We start from the raw sequence: 14,656 nt of genomic DNA, 5'->3' as shown, positions 1-14,656 counted from the left end.
AAGTCTGGTCATGGTGAATCACTCGCCTCGTTGTGGCAGGCCTCCAGCAAACCCAGCACTGGCTCCAGCCGAACATCCAGTTCAGCGAGTAACAGAGTCTGCGCTTCCTCGCAGTAACGGTGGCGCCAGTCAGCGGGTGGGTTGCCCGCTTGCGGGGTGTGCCCGGAGAGTTGCTCAGGGGGTGTTTTCAGGGTCTGGAACTGTTGCTCCAGCACCGTTGAAATTCGGGAAAAACACTGGCTGGTGTAGCTGGCCATGGTGTGGTCGAACACCGCATCCAGCTCCGCCAGCCGGGCCAGGGTCGGGCTCTGATCTTTCATCGCCTTACGGACCTTGTCCCGCAACTGGCGGCTGCTGGCAGCGACTTTGCGTTGCAGGGTGAGCCAGGTGTTCAGATAAGGCTCAAACGCCGCCGCATCGTCCGCCTCCGTTTCATGGCCGTAGCGCTGAATCCGCTGAATCAGGGCACGGCGGGTGGTGGCCAGCTCCCGCGCCAGCTGCTCGACCACCGCACGCTGCACCCCGGCGGGCTGACCACCACGGAAGGCCAGCGCCGAATCCAGGCTCATGGTGTCTCCCAGGCCGAACAACCGGCCCAGGCGCTCGGCGACGCAGGGCAGGCTGGCATCATCGGTCTTTGTGCCGGCGGCAGAAGCCGTCAACTGCAGCAGCCGCGACTTGGCAACACCGGGTTGTCGGGATGGAACCTGAGTCATGGAATGTGGGGGCACCGTGTGCGTTGGCCGTTGTTACAGGAAAACCAGGGTCGTTCATTGCCGAGTGTCGGCGGCTGCCTATACTAATGGCTAAATACGGGAATTGATAATGACCGTAGATGAGGAGATCCATGGACTTCAAAGACTATTACGCCGTTCTCGGTGTGAGCGAGTCTGCCTCCCCTGAGGACATCAAAAAGGCCTATCGCAAGCTGGCCCGCAAGTACCACCCGGACGTCAGCAAGGAAGACGATGCCGACACCAAGTTCAAAGACCTGGGTGAAGCTTACGAAGTACTCAAAGACCCCGAAAAGCGGGCCGAGTACGACGAGCTCCGCAAATACGGTGCCAGGCCCGACGGCTCGTTCGAGCCGCCTCCGGGCTGGCAGAGTGCGTCCGGCTTCGGCGGTGGCGGCTACACCGACGCCGACGCCCGGCAGTTCAGTGATTTCTTCGAGGAGATCTTCGGCGGTGGCCGTGGCGGTGGGTTTTCCGGCCAGGGCTTCGGTGGCGGCGGCTTCCGGCAACGTGCCCCGATGCGGGGTGAAGATGTTCATGCTCGGCTGGCGCTGTTCCTGGAGGAGGTTTTTCACGGCTGCGAAAAGCAGGTGTCGTTCCGGGTGCATGAGGCTGACGACCATGGCCGCATCGTCGCCCGCCAGAAGAACCTGAAAGTGAAAATCCCCGCCGGTATGCGCGAGGGCCAGCATCTGCGCCTGAAAGGCCAGGGCTCGCCCGGTATCGGTGGGGGAGAGGCCGGCGATCTGTTGATCGAAGTGGAACTGGCACCGCACCCGCTGTTCAGTGTTGAGGGGCGGGATGTGGTGGTCACGGTGCCCATTGCGCCGTGGGAAGCCGCGCTGGGCGCCCAGATCACAGTGCCGACGGTGGGTTCCAGGGTGAAAGTGAAGGTGCCCAGGGGCTCATCCAGCGGGCGTCGGCTTCGCCTCAAGGGCAAGGGGCTGCCGGGCAAGCATCCGGGGGATCAGATTGTATTGCTTCAGATCGTGATGCCGGAACAGCACTCCGAACAAGCGGAAAAGCTCTATCAGGAGCTAGCGGAGGCTGAGGCGAACTTCAATCCCCGCAGCAAGCTTCATGTTTAGGTTCAGGCACAGGTACAGCTTCGGTAAGAGGAGCCGGAAATGACCAGCAAAGACTCGATTCTGACCGTGGACGTGGACGAGCCGCAGATGACCCTCACCCTGCGCGAGATCTGCGAACGGGGCGAGTGCCACGCGGAGTTTGTCATCAAACTTGTCAGCTACGGCATCATTGCGCCGGTGAAGGAGGGGCCGGAGGAGCGCCAGTGGCAGTTTGATCTGGCTGCCCTCGCGCGGCTGCGGAAGGCCCAACGGTTACAGCACGACCTCAAGATCAACCTGCCCGGGCTGGCCATGTCCCTGGATCTTCTGGACGAGGTTCAGCAGATGCGCCGCGAGGTTGACCGGCTGAACCAGCAACTGCGACAACTGATGGGGGAGTGGTAACTCCCCGGCTCACGCCTGCTTTTCCAGTGCCTGTATCTCCGCGTAGATTTTCTCCGCTTCTTCCATAAGCGTGCCGTGCGAGCGCAGATCGCCGTTGCGCTGTGCGTGGAGCGCCTTGGCGAGCTTGTCCTCATACGCTTTCTGCAGCTTCTTCTTCGGATCGCCTTTTAAAAATCCCAGCATGGTGTCGCTCCTTTCAAATGATGTCTGAAGAGCTTACGCGCCCTGGGGGCAAAAGTTCACAAATTCTTAATGAGCAAAAACTGGACAATCAATAAAAATGGGATTATTTTCCCAAATAGCAAATGGGAAAAATATCCCAAAACAGAAGCGAAAACACGTCTGGAGAAGAACGATGAAACACAATGCCTTGGCTACAGCGATCAGATTTGCCCTCGGTGGTGCGCTCGTCAGTGTCCTGGCCGCCTGCGGTGGCGGCGGAAGCGGCAGTTCCGGTGGGTCGGACGGCGTCAGTACGTCCAGCGGGTCCAGTATCGGGCCGGTGTCCGGTTTTGGCAGCGTCTACGTCAACGGAACGCGCTTCCGGACAGACGGTTCAGTGACCAGTGACGATGGGATCGAGCGGGAAACCCAGCTCGAGAAAGGCATGATCCTCAAGGTGCGCGGTAGCTGGGGTGACCGTGGTGAGGGAGAGGCCCAGCGGATCGACTACGACGACACTCTGCGGGGCCCGCTGACCGCCGCCACCTGGGACGATGTGGACAATGTGGGTGAGCTGACCGTGGCCGGCCAGACGGTGCGCCTGGATGGCCAAACCGTGTTCAAGGGGCTGAGCCCGGTTGAACTGAACGGTGTCGCGCCGGACACCTACCGGGTACGGGTTAGCGGCTGGCCGCTGGCGGATGGCTCATTCCGCGCCAGTTTTGTCGGCGTTCGGGCCATCGGGGTGGATTTTGATGACGACAATGACGTGGAGATCGAGGGCGTAGTGGAAAATCTGGATGCCGAGGCCCAGACCTTCACCCTCAACGGATTTCCGGTCAGCTACACCAGCGCGGTTTTCGATGACGACCTGAGCGCGGGTGATCTGCAAAACGGCCTGGCCGTGGAAGTGGAGGGCAGCCTGAACGCGGAAGGTACCGTGCTGATCGCCCGGGAAATCGACGACGAAGACGACCTGTTTGACGATGACGACGACGTGGAGATCGCCGGCAGCGTGTACGACCTGAACGCCGCCAGCCGCACCTTCTTCGTTAATGGCATTCAGGTGCAGGTTGATGGTGGCACCGAGTTCGACGATGGCCTGCGGGAAAGCGACCTGGCCGACGGCTTGCTGGTCAAAGTGGAAGGTGAATACCGCAACGGTGTGCTGGTGGCGGAAAAAATCGAGCCGCGGGATGGCGATGCCGAGCTGGAGGGCGTGATCGAGTCCAGACCCGACAGCGAGACCCTGATTGTCAGCGGAGTGCGTGTGGTTCTGACCAGCGCCACGCTGATTGAGGACGACGACGGTGATGACGATGACGACAGCATCACGCTGCGAACCCGCGACATCGAAAGCCTCAATGTTGGCGATTTCCTGGAAATCGAAGGTCGTCAGCGTTCCGGTGAGGGCGGCTTCCTGGAGGCCATCACCATCGAGCGGGAAGACGATGATGACGACGGCTTTGAGCTGGAGGGCCGGATCACCGCCCTGAGCGACGTTACCCTTACCGTTATGGGGCTGGAGCTGCAGCGCGGCTCTGCCGATTTCTCCGGGTTTCAGGTCGGTGACGAGGTAGAGGTGGAATACGTTCGCACCAGCGGTGGCGAGTACGTTATTGAAGAGATTGAGGAAGACGACTGATCGTGGCGGGCACCCGGTGAACACTCCGTCACCGGGTGTTTCTGGTTTTGATGTTGCCATGGGAATACAATCCCAAACATGAAACATTCCGACACCCCACCTCTGCATCGGGCGCTGTATCGAATTCTGCGCCCCCTTGCCCGGCTCCTGCTCCGCAATGGGATTCCGTTCGCTGAATTCGCGGACCTGGTCAAGCGGGCCTACGTGGAAGCGGCACTGGAAGATTTCGGCGACGGACGCCGGAAACCCACGGATTCCCGCGCAGCGGTGATGACCGGTCTGACCCGCAAAGAAGTCAGGCGGCACCGGGAGAACCTGGCGGGCGAGCCTGCGGGCAACGCCACCGCCAGCCAGGCCAACCGGGCCTCTCGCGTGGTGTCCGGCTGGGTGCATGACGCCGCGTTCCAGAACCGGGACGGCGAGCCCGCGCTGCTGGCGTTTGACGGCGCCATGAGCTTCAGCGAGCTGGTCAAGCGCTACAGTGGCGACATGCCACCCAGAGCGGTGCTGGACGAACTGGTTCGGGTGGGTGTTGTGGCGGTCGACGGTGATTCCGGCCATCTGGTGCTGAAACAGCGCGCCTATGTGCCGGCGGGGGACAACGAGGAAATGCTCCAGATCTTCGGTGAAGACGTATCAGATTTAATCGTTACGATTGATCATAATCTGGTCAGTGGCGAATCAGACCGTCAGCCCCTGTTCCAGCGCACACTGACGTACAACAACGTTCCGCCGGAAATCATGGCCCGCTGGCGGCAACATGCCGCTGCCCGGTCCCAGGAACTCCTCGAGCAGCTGGACCAGTGGCTGGGCCCCCACGACCGGGATATCGCCGGTGCCGGGGGCAAGGGCCAGACCGGGGAGTCGGTCAGAACCGGCGTCAGCATTTTCTATTTCGAGGAACCGTTACAGCCGGACCCGGACATGGAGAGCAACCAATGAAATCGATATTCTCGATCCGCCACCTGACTCTGGCTGCGGTGCCACTGAGCGCCGCGTTGCTTGCCGCGTGTGGTGGCGGAGGTGGCGGCGGTGGTATTGGTGTGGCCGACGGCGGTATTCGCGGCACCGGCTCCAGTGTTGGCCCGGTGTCCGGATTCGGCAGTGTGTTCGTTAACGGTATCCGCTTCGAAACCGACGGCAATGTCGCCAGCGATGACGGCATCACCACGGAAAGCCAGCTTGATAAGGGCATGATCCTGCGCATCGACGGCGAATGGCGCAGCGACGGCAGTGGCACCGCGGAGCGGGTGGAATACGATGATACCTTCCGCGGCGAGATCGGGGATCTGGTGGCGGTCGCCGATCCGGATGACAGCACGATCCGGGAGAGCGTGACCATCACCCTCTATGGCCAGACCATCGTTGCGGACAAGCAGACCGTCTTCAGGGGCGTTTCACTGCAAACCCTGGCCGCTGGTGACGTCGTTCGTGTCAGCGGCTGGCGCCTCCCCAATGGGGACTACCGGGCCAGTTACATCGGCGCTGTGGACGCGGCCGCCCGTGATGTGGAAATCGAGGGCAGCGTTGACGGTGACTCCGGCGCTGTCGAGGCGAATCAGTTCCGGATCAACGGCTTCCTTGTCGAGTTCGACGAGCAGAATACAACCTTCGAAGACGGGCTGACTCCGTCGGATTTGCAGACGCCGGGGTTCCGGGTGGAAGCCGAAGGTGAAATCGTCACCGTCAACGATGAGCCAGCCATTCGTGCAACGAGTCTGGAGCGGGACGAAACCCGCCGCTATGAACGCCGCGATGGCGACGACATCGAGTTTGCCGGGCCGGTTGCCACAGCCTACCGCGCAACCGATCGCACCTTTACCATCAACGGTCTGACCGTGGTGGTGCCCAACGACGACGTGTTCGATGACGGCCTCACCGCCAGTGACCTGCAGCCCGGCCTGTTGATTCAGGTGGAGGGCGACTTCCTGGCAGACGGTCGGGTGGAAGCGGAGGAGATCGACATCCGCGATGCCAATGCGGAAGTGGAGGGCCCTGTGGACACGGCCTCTATCGATCCCCAGGCCCAGTCCTTCCGGGTAGGCGGTGTGCTGGTGCGGGTCACCCCGCTGACCATTATCAGCGACGATGAAGACGATCGCCGCATCGGGTTCGACGATCTCAACGGCGCCTTCGAACTGGAGGTCGAGGGCATTGAGCGGTCTGATCAGGCCGGCACAGTATTCCTTGAAGCGGTCAAGATCGAGCGCGAGCCCATTGACGACGCCGAGTTTGAGTTGACCGGGCGCCTCACCGCCATCGACAGTACCACCATTACCGTACTGGGGGTGCGGATCGCTGCCGACGATGGGGCTTTCGAGGATGGAAACCGAGCGCTCGTGGAAGACTTGTTCAACGAGGGTCAGCGCCCGCTGCTTGAGGTGGAGTACATCGAGAGCCCCGTTGGCAGCAATAACTACGTCGCCGATGAGGTGGAGCTGGAAGACGAGGAGTCTGACGACCGCGACGACTGACCGCTAATCGTAGCCGACCCGGGTCAGACCAGTGAAGGGCTGGCCCGGGTCGAGCTCTGCGCTCTGGCTACGCAGTCTAGCGACACAGCCTCTGCTGTGCCTCGCGGTATTCGCGCTCGAGACGCTCCACCAGGGTCTGTACCGACACCACATCCCGAATCTGGCTCACGCCCTGTCCCGCCGACCATACGGTTTTCCAGGCCTTGGCCTCGTCGTCGATGGGTTTGAGCTTCTCGCCATAGTTCACATCACCGGCCTGATGCAGTTTGTCCATGGGGAAGCCCGCCGCCTCCAGGCTCTGGCGCATGAAACTGGCGGGCACGCCGGAAACCGCCGGGGTATGAATGATGTCGCCGGACACCGCTTCGATGATCATGTTGCGATAGGCGTCGTCCGCCTGGGATTCCTCGGTGTTGATAAACCGGGTGCCCATGTAGGCGAGATCGGCCCCCATGGCCCGGGCCGCCAGAATGTCCTCGCCCTGTGACAGTCCGCCGGCCAGCAGGATGGCGCCGTCAAAGACCTCGCGAATTTCGTGCACCAGCACAATCGGGTTGATGGTGCCGGCATGGCCGCCGGCGCCGGCGGCCACTGCGATGATGCCGTCCACGCCGGCCTCGGCGGCTTTGCGGGCGTGTTTCTGGTTGGTCACATCGTGGAACACCAGGCCGCCGTAGCTGTGCGCCGCGTCAACCACCTGGCTGGCCGCCCCCAGCGAGGTAATGATGATCGGCACCCGGTGTTTCACGCACAGCTCCAGGTCCGCCTGCCAGCGGGGGTTGGTGCGATGCACAATGAGATTGACCGCATAGGGGGCAGGCGGGTGGTCGGGATCCGCGTCACGGAGCGCTTCAAGCTCGTTGTTCATCTGAATCAACCACTGCTCGAAGCCTTCGCTGGTGCGCTGGTTCAGCGCCGGGAAACTGCCCACGATGCCTTGTTGGCAACACGCAAGCGCCAGCTCCGGGCCGGAGATCAGAAACATGGGGGCGGCCACCAGAGGCAGAGACAGGCGGTTCTTCAGAGAATCAGGCAAAGCCATGAGTATTCCTTAATTTTTGTTGGAACTTTTGTAGGATATAAAGGATCTTAGCGTGCTCACAAACCCCTGAAAACCAATAAACAACACAACAGCGAATAACAAGGAGTTCGTATGGGTGAAGCAAAACGACGCAAGGAAACCGGCCAGCCATCACCGGCAAAACCTCAGAACCGCAAACCGCTGGTGCTCGGCGTAACAGCCCTCGCGATCGTCGCAGCCATCATCGGCGTGTTCTTTCTGACGGCGGCGCCGGACAAGACGTCGGACGAGCTTCCGGTTGCGGCCCCTGACGCAGACGCCTTCCCCGCAGCGCTGGATCGCTATGGCATTTCCGTCGGCGACGCTGACGCGCCGATGGTGGTCCGCGAATTCGCCGATTACCAGTGCCCTGCCTGCGGACGCTTCTCGGACGCCAGCAAGCGCCTGAAAGAGGAGTATGTCGAGTCCGGGCAGGTTCGCTTCGTGTATTTCGACCTGCCCCTGCAGCAGCACAAGAACGCCATGCCCGCCGCCCAGGCCGCCCGCTGTGCCGGTGATCAGGGTGCCTATTGGCAAATGCACGACGAGCTGTACGACATGCAGACCGAGTGGAGCGGGTCCGGTGATCCCCTGGCCACCTTCTCCCGCTACGCCAGCGACCTGGGTCTCGAAGAGCGTCGTTTCCGCCGCTGCATGACCACCGAACTGCACCGTGAGGCGGTGGAGCAGAGCCTGCAGGTTGCCATGCAGATGCGGGTGACCAGCACCCCCACCGTGCTGGTCGACAACATCCGCCTGACCCGTCCGGGCTGGGGCCAGTTGTCTGCCGTGGTGGAGCGTGAATTGGCGAATGGTAATCAGGATTAACTTGATCGGTGTGCCCGGTTAGTTAGAATTCCGATCCCCCGTATGCCTCCCGATCCAGCGATCGCCGGCAACGGGGTTTTTTTTAAACCCATGCTCCGGATTTACGGTCCGGCCCGCAGGAGAGAGAAATGAGTCAGGATGTGGTTGTCTGCGCACTGTACAAGTTCGCAGTTCTGAACGATTACAAAGCCCTTCGCCAGCCGTTGCTGGATGTATTGCTTGAGCAGGACGTGCACGGCACTCTGTTGCTGGCGCGGGAAGGTATCAACGGCACCATCGCTGGCAGCCGTGGCGGGGTTGATGCCGTCAAGGCGTGGTTGGCTAGCGATGAGCGTTTCGACGGCATTGATTACAAGGAATCCTTCGTGGATATCCAGCCGTTCAAGCGCACCAAAGTGAAGCTCAAGAAAGAGATCGTCACCATGGGTGTCGAGGGGATCGATCCCAGGCGCATCGTGGGCACTTACGTGCAGCCAAAAGACTGGAATGATCTGATCTCGGACCCCGACGTAGTTCTGGTAGATACCCGCAACCAGTACGAAGTGGAGATCGGAACGTTCAAAAATGCCGTCAATCCGGCCACTGACACCTTCCGACAGTTCCCCGAGTATGTGAAGGAAAATCTGGACCCCTCAAAACACAAGAAAGTCGCCATGTTCTGCACCGGCGGCATCCGCTGTGAGAAATCCACAGCGTATCTGAAAGAGCAGGGGTTCGAAGAGGTGTATCACCTGCACGGCGGCATCCTCAAGTACCTGGAAGAGGTACCTGAGGAGCAGAGCCTCTGGCAGGGCGAATGTTTCGTGTTCGATGATCGCGTGACGGTGAATCACCGGCTGGAACGTGGCGGTTATGACCAGTGTCACGCCTGCCGCCGGCCGATCACCGAGGACGACAAGCAGCGTCCGGAGTACGAAGAGGGCGTGAGTTGTCATCAGTGCATCGAGTCACTGACCGAAGAGCAGAAAGCACGGTTTGCCGAGCGGGAAAGGCAGATGCGGCTGGCGGAAGAGCGCGGCGAAGCCCATGTGGGCGGCGAAGCAGCCCGCATCATCGCAGAACGCAAGGCCCGCAAGAAAGCAGAGCGGGAACGCCAGGCGCGGAAGAGTCTGGCGGGCGAGCAGACCGGAAAATCCACAAACGTGTAACAAGGAGATTCCATGGGACTGAAGCAGGCAACGGCCATCACCGCGATTCTGGTGTCGCCTCTGGCGGCGGCAGACGCGCGAGACTGGGAAGGTGAGGCGGAGCTTGGTGTGTTGAAGACCACCGGCAACACCGAGGAAACCAACGTGAATGCCCGTCTTGGTCTGATTCACGAAGTGACGGAGTGGCGGAACAGTGGTGACTTCCGCTCGGTGTATTCCGAAGCTGAGGATGAAACCACGGCCGAGCGTTACCGCGCCGAGCTTGAGACCAACTACAAGTTTGATGAACACCAGTACCTGTTCCTGCGGGGCGGTTACGAGGACGACCGCTTCTCCGGCTACGATTTCCAGTCATCCGCCACCGCCGGTTACGGTAACCGCTTCCTGAACTGGAACGACCGCACGTTCCTCGACCTGTCGGCCGGTCTCGGTTACCGGTTCAACAAGCTAGAGGAGCCGGACGAGGACGGAAACCGGGAAGAAGAAGAGGCCATCGCACGACTGGCTGCCCAGTTTGATTACGGTATCTCCGAAACGTCCCTGTTTCGCCAGAAGTTGAGCTCCGAAATCGGCCTCGACGAGAACAACGTCATCACCGAGTCGGAAACCTCGATCCAGGCCAGCATTGTGGGCAATCTGTCGATGAAAGTGGCCTACCGGGTCAAGCACGTGTCGGACGCACCGCCAGATTCCGACGACACCGACACCGAAACCTCGATATCGGTGCTTTACGGCTTCTGATCTCAGCCAGTCGAGGTTACACCCGGTTGCGCAGCCCCAGTTCATCGGGATAGGGCGTCAGGTAGTGCTGGGTGCTCAGATAGTCCACCGGTTCCCGGCGCTGCGCCATGCGCAGCAGCGTCATCGGGACTACTAAGGGCACTTCACCGCGGTGGTACGCCTCGATCTGCTCGATCATCACCTTGCGGTCTTCGTCCGCCATGGAATCCCGCAGGTAGCCCATCAGATGCTGCATGGCGTTCACGTGGGAGCCACGGCTGACGCGGCGGCCCATGGCCTCCATAAAGCCCTGAATGTAACGAGCCGCCAGGTCCGCCAGGGGCTCGGATTTCAGGTCGCTGAGCATGGGGCCAAGCTGGCGGTACAGCCGTTCCGAATGGGCCAGCAGCTGGAACTTGTGGCGGGTATGGAACTCGATCAGCGCTTTTGCCGAGAGCTTGTCGCCTGCCACGTTCTGCATCCAGTCGTCGTAGGCGAACACCCGTTCAATGAAATTTTCCCGCAGCCTGTCGTCGTTCAGGCGCCCCTCTTCCTCCACCGGCATCAGTGGGTAGGCACGAATCAACGCGTCCGCGAACATGCCCCGGCCATCCCGATGGGTAACCCGGCCCTCCTCGTTGTGTACCTTGATGCGCTCCATGCCGCAGCTGGGCGACTTGGCCATCAGGATATAGCCACGAAGATCCGCCAGCTCCGGCAGGATACGCTCAATGAACGTCTGCATCGCCGGGGTATGGTCGGCGGTGCCCCGGGTTTCAATCAAGCGCAGGCCGTTGGCGTGCTCCCGCAGGTGAATCGCGGGCCGCGGCACGCCCAGCCCGGCCTCAAGCTCGGGGCAGATGGCGCGAAACTCGAAATGCTTCGAAAGCACCTGAGTGCAGTAACGGGAATGCTTGTGCCCGCCATCATGGCGAACTTCCTTGCCCAGCAGGCAGGTGCTGATTCCAACGGGGATGCCGCTCACGCTGTTTCTCCGGTCGTGAATATACACAGAAAATACGTGTTTCCAGTCTAAACCGATCAGCGCCGCCGGCGAAATCATCGTGTCAGGATGCGGAGCGGCGGCGCTTCCGTTTCTTGTCCACCAGTGCCAGCGTAGTGGCGTATATATGCCGCACGTCGTCAGCGAAACGCTCTACCGAAAAGTCCTCGGCAAAAGCCAGCGCCTGGGCGGCCAGCTCACCGCGGAGGGCGTCATCTTCCAGCAGCTGTTTGACGCAGGCGCGCCATTGATCCTGCTTTTCCGGGGTCTTGAAGCCGTTCACCCCGTGGCGAACCACATCCTCGATACCGCTGGAGCGCACGGCTACCACCGGCAGACCGGCGGCCATGGCCTCCAGAATCACCATGCCCTGGGTTTCCGATTTCGACGCAAACAGGAACGCATCCCCCAGCTTGTACCAGGTGGCCATCGCCTCCGGTGGCACTGCACCGGCCAGTGTCACGTGGCCGGTCAGATCCAGCTGTTCGATCTTGCCTTGCAGGCGGTCCCGCTGGTGCCCGTCACCAATCATCAGGAAGCGGAACGGCACCCGGGTTTCCCGGCGCAACGTGCTGATCGCCTCGATCATGAAATCAATGTTCTTCTCGTTCGACAGCCGCGACACGCTGATGAAGATCTTCTCCCTGCCCAGTCCCAGCCGCTTGCGAAGATCGCTGACCTCGGCGGGGTCAACCTCCTGGAAACGCTGATACTCGATTCCGGTCGGCTGAACATAGGTCGGGGATTTCACCCCGATCATGCGCAGGTACTCCTCGGTGGAGTAGGTGGGCACGATCACCCCGTCGCACCGGTTGGCGAACCGCTTGATCAGTGCATGGGATATCAGGTTGCGGAACAGCATCCCCGGCAGCGGCACAAAGTGGGCGTAGTGCTCCAGCCGCGTGTGGTAGGTGTAGATGGCCGGTATCCCCAGCCGCCGCGCCATGAACAGGCCCAGCGACCCGAGCCAGATCGGATGATGCAGGTGGATGACGTCCGGGCGGAACCTGCGCACCTGGCGGCGAATACGGGCGAGAAAGATGTTCGCCAACCGGAACTCCCGTTTCTCACCCATGGCCAACAGCGACGGTACCCGCAGCACCCCGGTCTCGCCGCGCGGCTCGCCCCGGTATCGCGGCGCCACAATAAGCAGGGTGTCACCCAGTTGCTCCAGCCCGCGCCGGAGCCGGTCGATGGAGATGGGAACACCGCCGATGAACGGCAGGTAGTTGTTGGTGAACATGGCCACCCGCAGCGGCTTGTCCAGCCAGGGTGCGGGGTCCAGGTCGTAATCCGGGTAGTAGTCCTTGCCGACAAAGATGGCGCCGTACAGCTTGATGGTCACCGCCGCAAACACCGCAACAATCAGCAGGAAGTTGAGAAAGCCGGTGTAGAACAGCGAGTAAATGAAAAACCACAGGCTCTCGAGCCGTTTGAGCACAGGATCCTGCCCCACCTCCACCCGCTGCAGGGTGTGGCTGACCTGGCCGTCTGCCGCCACGTCCACCCGCACGTAGTGGTAGAAGCTGGTGTCGTCATTCAGCACCAGCCCTCCGGCGCCACCGGTGGCGATGTATTGGGTGGTGCCACGCACGGTTTCGGCGAATGCCGACAGATTGGCGGAGAACACCCGGTCGATGCCGTGCCGTTCTGCCATGGCCAGCAGGGCCTCGCGGAATTCCGGCGGGCCCAGGTAATCCTCATCCCGGTCAAACGGCAGGTCGCTCTCGGGCTCGAACGGCGGATGGCCAATGAAGGCGATGCGCACGCGAGAGGTGTCCTTGCCCAGCAGGTCGTCAAGCCAGCGTAGTTGCCATTGCCACGGAGTTTTGCCGGTGCTGTCGAGGAAGATCAGCCGGGCATCCCCGGCGACGACGCTGAAAAAGTGCGGGCCGAAGTGATCGTAGAAGCGGAAGCTGCCGAAATCCTCGTACTCATGGGCGCCGAAGGTCAGCAGGTAGGGTATGTCGAGGTGGCTGAGGGTGCCGTGCAGGGCCCGGTATTTGTCTTCCCCGCCACCACTGACGGCGTTGCCCGCAGACACCATGAAATCAACGCCGGCATCATTGAGCAGGGGAATGATGCGCTGCTCGAACACCCCCACAGAGTTGTTGATGTTGCCCACCACCGCAAAGCTGAACGGCTGGCCGGGCGCCACCCGCTGCTCGATGCGTTCCACCTGGTCGGTGTGGATGCCGGCGTAATCCTCGGTGAAAACATTCAGATAGACCTTGTAGCCCACCAGCAGAATGACAATCAGCAGGCAAACGTAAAACAACCATTTCAGCGGGTTACGTAGGATCATTCCGTGCCTCTCACATGTCTGCGCTGTCTGAGCAGTTCCCTTTGCAGCACCACAAGGCCAATCAGCATGCCCAGATAGATGGTCAGTAGTCGCCAGCTGACAATGACCAGAATCAGGTGGTTACCCGAGAGCATATCGCGGAAAAAGCTGCCGAACACACCCTCTGATATGCCCGACGCCCCGGGCGTGGGTGAGAAGTACATGATAAAAGTGGTGACCACCAGCAAGCCCAGCGACACCAGATAGTCTACCTCGTATCCCAGGCTGACCATCAGCAGCGCCGGGAAGCTGAACAGGCTGAGCAGAAACACCGCCGTGAAAACCACCGACAGCCAGACAAACAGCGGCGGTCCTTTCAGGTAATCGCCGAAGCTGCGGGAAAAGCGCAGCATCTCCCGCCGGGCCTTGAACTGCCAGCGCCGGTGGCGCGCTTCCCCGATCAGGTGGGCGCGCCGCAGCGCGGCCAGCAAACCGGTGAGCGGGCCGATAAGCCAGCGGGTACGAAACAGCAACACCGCGAAAAAGCCGAGATACAGGGCAATGAAAACCGCCAGCGCGACACCGAGGTTTCCGCCCAGTGAGCGGCCGTTGAACGCATCCAGAGTCAGCAGGAACACCGGGGTGAGCGAGAATATGAACACCACCGCCAGCACCGTTCGGATGGTGGTGGCTGCGGTTGCCCGCCCCACGGGCACGCCATGATGATGCAGGTACCAGATCTGCGCGAAACCGCCACCGGTGGCCATGGGTGTGACGTTGGAGAAAAACAGGTTAATGAACACCAGGCGGAAAACCGCCGGCAGGGGGAGCCGGTGCCCGAGTGCCCGCAGGGTGAAGTGCAGGCGCAGGCCGTCAGCGCTGAAGTAGACCAGCAGTAACGCGATCACCGCTGTTATCGTGGCGGGGTTGATCAGACGGCTGTCGAAGGTCAGGCTGCGCCCGGCAAACCGATCGTACACCGCGTACAGCCCGATGCCGGTCAGCAAAATGAACAGCAGGCTGAACAGCGTGAGCCGCCGCCACGACGTTCGTTTCGAGTACGCAAGGTCCGTGGAATCGATCATGGCCTGCCCGTCAGTGAGAGACGGGCAGTTTACAGGGTGGA

14 protein-coding genes are annotated in these 14,656 nt (G+C 61.3%); 8 read left to right on the top strand and 6 right to left on the bottom strand.

What is annotated here, in order from left to right:
• Positions 1–8: 8 nt before the first annotated feature.
• Positions 9–716 carry a DUF3348 family protein gene (locus DYI22_RS10930; RefSeq protein WP_213478081.1) on the bottom strand — a complete coding sequence of 236 codons (708 nt, stop codon included), beginning with the start codon at positions 714–716 and terminating at the stop codon, positions 9–11.
• 131 nt (positions 717–847) lie between these two features.
• Between DYI22_RS10930 and DYI22_RS10925 the strand changes: the two genes are divergently transcribed.
• Complete coding sequence (locus tag DYI22_RS10925; protein WP_213478080.1) at positions 848–1,822, top strand: DnaJ C-terminal domain-containing protein; 975 nt, start codon at positions 848–850, stop codon at positions 1,820–1,822.
• A 39-nt stretch (positions 1,823–1,861) separates the two neighbouring features.
• Positions 1,862–2,206 carry a chaperone modulator CbpM gene (locus DYI22_RS10920; protein ID WP_213478079.1) on the top strand — a complete coding sequence of 115 codons (345 nt, stop codon included), beginning with the start codon at positions 1,862–1,864 and terminating at the stop codon, positions 2,204–2,206.
• A gap of 9 nt (positions 2,207–2,215) precedes the next feature.
• On the opposite strand, the gene DYI22_RS10915 is transcribed toward DYI22_RS10920, so the two are convergent.
• The gene (locus tag DYI22_RS10915; RefSeq protein WP_213478078.1) at positions 2,216–2,389 is read right to left on the bottom strand and encodes a DUF6435 family protein; all 174 of its coding nucleotides are present in this window, start codon (positions 2,387–2,389) and stop codon (positions 2,216–2,218) included.
• Positions 2,390–2,561: 172 nt separating this feature from the next.
• Between DYI22_RS10915 and DYI22_RS10910 the strand changes: the two genes are divergently transcribed.
• From DYI22_RS10910 to DYI22_RS10900, 3 genes are all read left to right on the top strand, one after another.
• Complete coding sequence (locus DYI22_RS10910) at positions 2,562–4,013, top strand: DUF5666 domain-containing protein (RefSeq protein ID WP_213478077.1); 1,452 nt, start codon at positions 2,562–2,564, stop codon at positions 4,011–4,013.
• Positions 4,014–4,091: 78 nt separating this feature from the next.
• The gene (locus DYI22_RS10905) at positions 4,092–4,955 is read left to right on the top strand and encodes a DUF6502 family protein (RefSeq protein ID WP_213478076.1); all 864 of its coding nucleotides are present in this window, start codon (positions 4,092–4,094) and stop codon (positions 4,953–4,955) included.
• Positions 4,952–6,487 carry a DUF5666 domain-containing protein gene (locus tag DYI22_RS10900; protein WP_213478075.1) on the top strand — a complete coding sequence of 512 codons (1,536 nt, stop codon included), beginning with the start codon at positions 4,952–4,954 and terminating at the stop codon, positions 6,485–6,487. The genes DYI22_RS10905 and DYI22_RS10900 overlap by 4 nt, the downstream gene beginning before the upstream one ends.
• Before the next feature lie 76 nt (positions 6,488–6,563).
• On the opposite strand, the gene DYI22_RS10895 is transcribed toward DYI22_RS10900, so the two are convergent.
• On the bottom strand, positions 6,564–7,529 hold the full coding sequence (locus tag DYI22_RS10895) for an NAD(P)H-dependent flavin oxidoreductase (RefSeq protein ID WP_213478074.1): 966 nt from the start codon (positions 7,527–7,529) through the stop codon (positions 6,564–6,566).
• Positions 7,530–7,640: 111 nt separating this feature from the next.
• On the opposite strand from DYI22_RS10895, the gene DYI22_RS10890 reads away from it, so the two are divergent.
• From DYI22_RS10890 to DYI22_RS10880, 3 genes are all read left to right on the top strand, one after another.
• Positions 7,641–8,375, top strand: a complete 735-nt coding sequence (locus DYI22_RS10890) for a DsbA family protein (RefSeq protein WP_213478073.1) — start codon at positions 7,641–7,643, stop codon at positions 8,373–8,375.
• 128 nt (positions 8,376–8,503) lie between these two features.
• Positions 8,504–9,523, top strand: coding sequence for a rhodanese-related sulfurtransferase (locus DYI22_RS10885; protein ID WP_213478072.1), 1,020 nt, complete (start codon positions 8,504–8,506; stop codon positions 9,521–9,523).
• Between the two features lie 12 nt (positions 9,524–9,535).
• Entirely contained in the window at positions 9,536–10,264 is a 729-nt protein-coding gene (locus DYI22_RS10880; protein WP_213478071.1) for a DUF481 domain-containing protein, read from the top strand.
• A gap of 16 nt (positions 10,265–10,280) precedes the next feature.
• On the opposite strand, the gene DYI22_RS10875 is transcribed toward DYI22_RS10880, so the two are convergent.
• The 3 genes from DYI22_RS10875 to DYI22_RS10865 all read right to left on the bottom strand — a co-directional run bounded on the left by DYI22_RS10875 (position 10,281) and on the right by DYI22_RS10865 (position 14,615).
• On the bottom strand, positions 10,281–11,228 hold the full coding sequence (locus DYI22_RS10875; protein ID WP_213478070.1) for a YbgA family protein: 948 nt from the start codon (positions 11,226–11,228) through the stop codon (positions 10,281–10,283).
• 82 nt (positions 11,229–11,310) lie between these two features.
• Positions 11,311–13,551, bottom strand: coding sequence for a glycosyltransferase (locus DYI22_RS10870; RefSeq protein ID WP_213478069.1), 2,241 nt, complete (start codon positions 13,549–13,551; stop codon positions 11,311–11,313).
• Positions 13,548–14,615, bottom strand: coding sequence for a lysylphosphatidylglycerol synthase transmembrane domain-containing protein (locus tag DYI22_RS10865; protein ID WP_213478068.1), 1,068 nt, complete (start codon positions 14,613–14,615; stop codon positions 13,548–13,550). The genes DYI22_RS10870 and DYI22_RS10865 overlap by 4 nt, the downstream gene beginning before the upstream one ends.
• Positions 14,616–14,656 lie beyond the last annotated feature (41 nt).

It is taken from the genome of Marinobacter lipolyticus, assembly GCF_018424605.1.
In the GTDB taxonomy this organism is placed as follows: Bacteria; Pseudomonadota; Gammaproteobacteria; order Pseudomonadales; family Oleiphilaceae; genus Marinobacter; species Marinobacter lipolyticus_B.
Note: the sequence above shows the minus strand (reverse complement) of the source record. Positions and strands in the feature narration are given on the sequence as shown.